This window comes from Siminovitchia fortis (assembly GCF_003605365.2).
Classification (GTDB): Bacteria; Bacillota; Bacilli; order Bacillales; family Bacillaceae_C; genus Siminovitchia; species Siminovitchia fortis.
The window spans coordinates 23,785-30,061 of the sequence record NZ_QYTU02000041.1 but is presented as its reverse complement, the minus strand read 5'-3'; the positions used below and the strand labels follow the sequence as shown (position 1 = coordinate 30,061).

The following is a 6,277-nucleotide window of genomic DNA, read 5'->3' as shown; positions in this document are numbered from 1 at the left end:
TAACAAACTACGTCACGGATTCAGGTAACTATATATATTTATCGGTAATTTCATCAAAAAATGAAGGTTTAAAACAAATTCACGCCCCTATTTTTTAAAAACGTCAATACTGGTTCCATTGAATTTTTATCAATTTGATAGACTTCATGGATGAGGTTGATCCATTTTTCCTGTTCATTGATCTGCAGTTCGCTTATATTGCGGTATGTCATCACTTTCATCGTCCGATTTCTAAGGAAAAAACATTGATGCCCGTTAAAACGAACAGCTGTAACTCTCCTCATCGTGATGTTTTCATCGCGATCTGCATAAGACTCGCCAATGTCATTCAATATATGCTCCTCTGGAAGAGGCGCCCATTTGATCAGCTTTTTTACAAAAGATTTGCCGTTGGAACGCCGGTCAATTTCATATTCTCCGTTTTTTATTTTTGTAAAAATAATTTCTTCCCCGAAACCGTGCAGAACATGGCGGGGCTTTGCCTCCAGCTCTATCGGCTTCATAATGGGGGAACCGTAGCCGACGTCCACATATAAGCGCTTGCCGTTGATTTCAACCATTATTGCCAAATGTGATGGCTGCACCCTGACCAAGGAACAATCAAAACCGAGATCGGAAAGAAGTCGTGCAAAGTTCATATTCAGGGTAAAGCAGGTACCGCCCCACCCTCTATCAGTTAAATTTTTTACAAAATCGGGCAGTGAAGGAACCAGCTCCGGTCCATTTAAAAAATAATGAAATTTGCTGAAAGTTTCATAGGGTACAAGCGAAAGATGATGCTGAATCAGCCTTTGTAAGTAATTGATGCTCGGTAGTTCCTTTTCCAATCGTAAATGCTGCAAATATTGACAAACAGCTGCTTCCATATCTTGGCACCTCCCTGATCCCAATAAAATTACTTCTTTCATTTATTCTTCAATTATACAACATTTATAATAGCACGCTGCTGGGGGTTTTTGGCTCCCCCTTGGAATGGGTTAAAAAGGAAACCAAAATACATATAACCCCGTTCTAAGGACGGGGTTGAAATTCAAATATTTTTTTCCCGGCATTTAAGCCTTACTATTTAAGAAATGAGCCCTTTTGCTGATGGCTTTTATATTTTACCGCTACTCAACGCTTCCCACTCCTCTCGTAATATGCCCATTTTAATGGCATCAAAATATTCACCTTCTACCTTTCTCGCGTTCCTTATTCTCGCTTCTTCTTTCATTCCAATTTTTTCTGCTACCTTGATCATTCTTGCATTCCCAGACCATGTAGACATACCCAATCTATGCAAGTCTGTAGATGTAAAAAGAAAACAGATCCATAGATTGTATGCTTCTGAACCGTATCCTCCGTTCCAAAGGTTTTTATCATAAATTACAATGCCCGTCTCAAGCCAGTCTGTGTTTTTATCCACCCAATATGAACTAACGTATCCAATCGGCTTTCCCTTGGCGCAAATAATCAGAGATTCTGGTACACCGGGTAATATTTCGTTATCTTCTAACCAATCTTTTCTATATTCCTCTTTTGTTTTTCTTACCTCTGGAATGTAAGGTCCATTCCACTTTTTAGCCTCCTGTTCTTCATCTTCATACTTCCAGTAATAAAGTTTATCAATATCTTCTGCTGTTGCCGTTTTTAAAATGACTTTATCTCCGGCAATTTCAACCATATTGTAAAGTCATCCTTTCTTTGTGTAATCGCTCATCTTATTCAATAACCAGGCTCTTTACACATTAAGAAAGAGCCCAATTCTTACTGCAGAAATGCGCTCTTCAATTGAAACTCCTATTTTGAATTCATATAATACACAATATTATCGTTCCAGCGGCCAAATTCATAAATAAATTCCTTTCTCGTACATTCATAGGTAAGCCCGACACGCTCCGCCAATTTAATTGAAGGCATATTATCTACATTGATATGAGCCTCAATGCGATGATATCCAAGGTTTTGAAAACCCATACGAATCCCTTCTTTAACAGCCTCTGTACCGTATCCGTTTTTCCAGAATTGATTATGAATGATATAGCCTAAAAGGCCCCACTGAAATTCTTTTCTCATAATCGTACAAAATTCGACCATGCCGATGTGTTTTTGATCCGATTTCCGAAAAACAGCAAAAACGTATGCCTCATCCCGCTCGGCTAATTTTTGATGCTTTATAACCACATCGTTAAATTTTTCCTGGGTCCATTCCGTCAAATCCATTTTGTCGTCATCGTAGTTATATTGCGAAGGAAGCCTTTGGCTGAATCCTTCCAGCCACCGTTCATAATCCTCATTCTGTAACGGTCTTAACGTTAATCTTTCTGTCTCTGATTGTAATTTGATTTTTTCCCTTTTCAATGTGACATCTCCTTAGCATAATCATTTTATATAATTCTTTTTCCATATACGCCATAAGACATCACTCCTTTATCAAATAATTAAAAATATTATATCACATATACAAATTACATAATAGGAATTTCTCCACAACTTTTGCGAATAGCAAAACAAAGCTTTTCAAATAACTTGATTGTGTAGACACGTATCCCCGGCTTTTGATCTTGAAGGCCAGATGCCCAAAAAAAGACAGTTTAATCAGCGCGGGCTGCATTAAACTGTCTTTCATCAAGTTAAAGNAGTTTAATCAGCGCGGGCTGCATTAAACTGTCTTTCATCAAGTTAAAGAAGTATAAAATTTTACCGAATTTTCTCTTCAAACAGAGGTTAAGTAATGTCCAGCTCCAGGCGCCATCGGCTCGAGGTCATAAGCCAATCGCTGACGAAGGCAAACTACGCCTTCTTCAGCGCTCGTCTTATGCTTGTCGCCTAAGGCTGCGCGCCTTGCGCTTTTCTTTATAAACTTATCTTTTTTCAATTTCCTGCTTAAGCAACTTGTTTACAAGCGGCGGGTTGGCCTGTCCTTTTGTGGCCTTCATCACTTGGCCCACAAGGAAGCCGAGCGCACGTCCCTTTCCGTTCTTGAAGTCTTCAACTGATTGCTCGTTGGCATCCAGCACTTCCGCTATGATTTTCAGAAGTTCGCCTTCGTCGGAAATTTGAACGAGTCCTTTTTCTTTGACGATTGTTTCAGGGTCTCCGCCTTTTTCAATCAATTCACCGAATACTTTTTTCGCGATTTTTGAAGAAATAGTGCCATTTTCGATCAGCTTGATCAAGCCGGCCAATCCTTCAGGAGTCAACGCGACGTCATGGAGTTCTTTTTGCTCCACGTTCAAATAGGCGGATACTTCTCCCATAAGCCAGTTGGATGCCTGTTTCGGATCAGCCCCTGCAGCGATCGCCGCTTCAAAGAAGTCAGACATTTCTTTAGTGAGCGTAAGCACCATTGCATCGTATTCCGGAAGCCCGAGTTCGCCGACATAGCGCTGTTTTCTCGCATCCGGAAGCTCAGGAATTTCCGCACGGACTCTGGCTTTCCATTCGTCGTCAATCGTTAATTTTACAAGATCCGGCTCAGGGAAGTAGCGGTAGTCGTCCGCTGTTTCCTTTACACGCATCAGGATGGTTTTTCCTGATGCTTCATCGTAGCGGCGTGTCTCCTGTAAAATCTTTCCGCCCGAAAGGAGCACTTCCTCTTGGCGTTTTTCTTCATATTCCAGTCCTCTTCTTACGAAGTTAAAAGAGTTCAGGTTTTTCAATTCGGTTTTTGTACCGAACTCTTCCTGTCCGACTGGACGCAAGGAGATGTTCGCGTCGCAGCGAAGAGAACCTTCCTCCATTTTACAGTCGGATACGCCTGTGAATTGGACGATTGCTTTCAATTTTTCCAAATAAGCGTAAGCTTCTTCAGGCGAACGCATATCTGCTTCAGATACGATTTCGATAAGCGGGGTTCCCGCACGATTAAGGTCCACAAGAGAGTAACCTTTCCCTGTATGCGTAAGTTTCCCGGCATCTTCTTCCATATGGACGCGGTTGATGCGAATTTTCTTCTTCTCGCCGTTCACTTCGATTTCAATCCAGCCATTCTTTCCAATCGGATTATCCTGCTGGGAAATTTGGTAAGCTTTCGGATTGTCCGGATAAAAATAGTTTTTCCTGTCAAAGTCGGTTTCAGTAGCGATTTCACAGTTCAAAGCCATGGCTGCTTTCATCGCATATTCGACTGCACGTTTATTCAATACCGGCAAAACTCCAGGATAAGCAAGGTCGATCACTGTTACGTTCGCATTCGGCTCAGCACCGAAATGGTTCGGTGCCGGCGAAAATATTTTTGAATCTGTTTTAAGTTCTACGTGTACTTCAAGTCCGATGACCGTTTCAAAGTTCATTTTTTTCACCCCTTACAGTTGTGGTTTTTGTTCATGATAGTTTGTTGCCTGTTCAAAAGCGTGAGCAACACGGTAAATTGTCTCTTCGTCAAAATAATTTCCGATGATCTGAAGTCCGAGCGGCAATCCATTCGAATATCCGCATGGGACGGAAATCGCAGGAAGTCCTGCAAGATTTACAGGGATTGTCAATAGGTCGCCTGCATACATCGTCATGATATCGTCTACGACTTCGCCCATTTTATAGGCAGGAGTCGGAGTTGTCGGTCCGATAACGACGTCATATTTGGAAAGTACATTGTCAAAGTCCTGCTTGATCAAAGCACGTGCCTGCTGGGCTTTTTTATAATAAGCATCGTAATAGCCTGCGCTTAAGGCAAACGTTCCAAGCATGATGCGGCGTTTTACTTCGTCGCCGAAACCTTCGGAACGCGTCTTTTTATACAAGTCCAAAAGATTCTTCGGATTTTCGGTTCTATAGCCATAGCGGACACCGTCAAAGCGTGCAAGGTTGGATGATGCTTCGGAAGAAGTCACGATATAGTAAGATGCCAATCCGTATTTGGAATATGGAAGAGATACCTCTTCCCAAGTAGCGCCGAGTCCTTCAAGCACTTTTAACGCAGCAAGAACCGCTTTTTTGGATTCCTCGCTGACACCTTCTCCGATATATTCCTTTGGAACGGCGATTTTCAACCCGCGAACATCACCTGTAAGGCTGTTCACATAATTCGGAACCTCGCGCTTGATGGATGTGGAATCGCGGTCATCATGGCCGGAAATGGCCTCTAACACAACAGCATTGTCTTCGACTGTGCGTGTAATCGGCCCGACCTGGTCAAACGAAGAAGCAAATGCCACCACTCCTGAACGGGACACTCTTCCATATGTAGGCTTCAACCCGACTACACCGCAAAAAGCCGCCGGCTGTCTAATGGACCCGCCAGTGTCAGTACCTAGAGAAAACATGACTTCTCCAGCCGCCACTGCCGCTGCAGATCCGCCGGAAGAACCTCCAGGAACAAAATCCAAGTTCCAAGGATTGTATGTAGGATGAAAGAAGGATGTTTCCGTTGTCGAACCCATCGCAAACTCGTCCATATTCGTTTTTCCGATCGTAACCGTACCTTTTGAATTCAATTTCTCCATGACGGTTGCGTTATAAATGGGATCGAAGTTTTCGAGCATTTTACTCGCACAAGTTGTAACCAGGTTTTTCGTTACAATATTATCTTTAATACCCGAAGGTATCCCGAAAAGGGCTTGATTGGATGCGTCTGTACCAATCTGCTCGTCCAGTTTTTTCGCTTGCGCGCGTGCATTTTCTTCATCAACTGTGATAAACGCTTTTACTTTTTCTTCCACCTCGTTGATCCGTGCTAGAGACTGATCGACAAGGTCGGAAACCGTAACTTCTTTTTTATGTAAAAGTTCTTTTACTTCGGATATCTTACGGTCTAACAATGACATGTGGTTTCCTCCTTATTCCAAAATCTGCGGAACTTTGATTAGTCTGCCTTCGTGTTCCGGTACATTTTTCATCGTTTCTTCAATTGGAAGCCCTTCGACCGTCACATCATCCCGCATGACGTTCTCTTGGATGAAAACGTGTGACATCGGCTTAACATTCGAAGTATCCAATTCATCCAGCTTTTCAACCATATTGATCATGTCATCAAGCTGGCTTGTGAACAACTCGGCCTCTTCTTCATTAATTTCCAGGCGGGCTAAATCCGCGATATGATACACTTGCTCTTTGGTAATTCTTGACATCTTTTTCCACCTCCAACTATATTTCGAACCAATCGCAATACTATTGATAATATCAGAAAAAGCCGGCGCCGGGCAAGAGGGAGCGGTGTGGTGCTGCCTCTTAGGAGGCATCCAGTCTGTACGTCAATGGACAGGCGCTTCCGCTTTTCTTGTGTCCAGCTTCAGCGCTCAGCGACTAGCAGACTTCCTTCTCCTTCCTACGATAAGTCAACATCGGCTCGCCTTTGGCT

The 6,277-nt window shown here is 42.7% G+C and carries 6 protein-coding genes; all 6 read right to left on the bottom strand.

The features are described from left to right. Nucleotides 1–68: 68 nt before the first annotated feature. The 6 genes from D4N35_RS15185 to gatC all read right to left on the bottom strand — a co-directional run bounded on the left by D4N35_RS15185 (nt 69) and on the right by gatC (nt 6,047). Nucleotides 69–866, bottom strand: coding sequence for an arylamine N-acetyltransferase (locus D4N35_RS15185; protein ID WP_120075224.1), 798 nt, complete (start codon nt 864–866; stop codon nt 69–71). A gap of 230 nt (nt 867–1,096) precedes the next feature. After that, nucleotides 1,097–1,663 (bottom strand): GNAT family N-acetyltransferase, encoded by a 567-nt coding sequence (locus tag D4N35_RS15180; RefSeq protein WP_120075222.1) that lies wholly within the window; start codon nt 1,661–1,663, stop codon nt 1,097–1,099. Nucleotides 1,664–1,779: 116 nt separating this feature from the next. Continuing rightward, nucleotides 1,780–2,340: a GNAT family N-acetyltransferase gene (locus tag D4N35_RS15175; protein WP_120075220.1), complete on the bottom strand. Its 561-nt coding sequence runs from the start codon at nt 2,338–2,340 to the stop codon at nt 1,780–1,782. Nucleotides 2,341–2,843: 503 nt separating this feature from the next. Continuing rightward, a complete protein-coding gene (gene gatB, locus D4N35_RS15170; protein ID WP_120075218.1) occupies nt 2,844–4,274 on the bottom strand; it encodes an Asp-tRNA(Asn)/Glu-tRNA(Gln) amidotransferase subunit GatB in 1,431 nt (476 codons plus the stop codon). Nucleotides 4,275–4,286: 12 nt separating this feature from the next. Continuing rightward, the gene (gene gatA, locus D4N35_RS15165) at nt 4,287–5,744 is read right to left on the bottom strand and encodes an Asp-tRNA(Asn)/Glu-tRNA(Gln) amidotransferase subunit GatA (RefSeq protein ID WP_120075216.1); all 1,458 of its coding nucleotides are present in this window, start codon (nt 5,742–5,744) and stop codon (nt 4,287–4,289) included. 12 nt (nt 5,745–5,756) lie between these two features. After that, nucleotides 5,757–6,047 (bottom strand): Asp-tRNA(Asn)/Glu-tRNA(Gln) amidotransferase subunit GatC, encoded by a 291-nt coding sequence (gene gatC, locus D4N35_RS15160; protein WP_120075214.1) that lies wholly within the window; start codon nt 6,045–6,047, stop codon nt 5,757–5,759. Between the last annotated feature and the right edge of the window lie 230 nt (nt 6,048–6,277).

What these genes read in the sequence shown, in the direction of transcription:
- D4N35_RS15185 (WP_120075224.1), bottom strand. Translation starts at nt 866, where the DNA reads ATGGAAGCAGCTGTTTGTCAATATTTGCAGCATTTACGATTGGAAAAG.
- D4N35_RS15180 (WP_120075222.1), bottom strand. Translation starts at nt 1,663, where the DNA reads ATGGTTGAAATTGCCGGAGATAAAGTCATTTTAAAAACGGCAACAGCA.
- gatB (WP_120075218.1), bottom strand. Translation starts at nt 4,274, where the DNA reads ATGAACTTTGAAACGGTCATCGGACTTGAAGTACACGTAGAACTTAAA.
- gatA (WP_120075216.1), bottom strand. Translation starts at nt 5,744, where the DNA reads ATGTCATTGTTAGACCGTAAGATATCCGAAGTAAAAGAACTTTTACAT.
- gatC (WP_120075214.1), bottom strand. Translation starts at nt 6,047, where the DNA reads ATGTCAAGAATTACCAAAGAGCAAGTGTATCATATCGCGGATTTAGCC.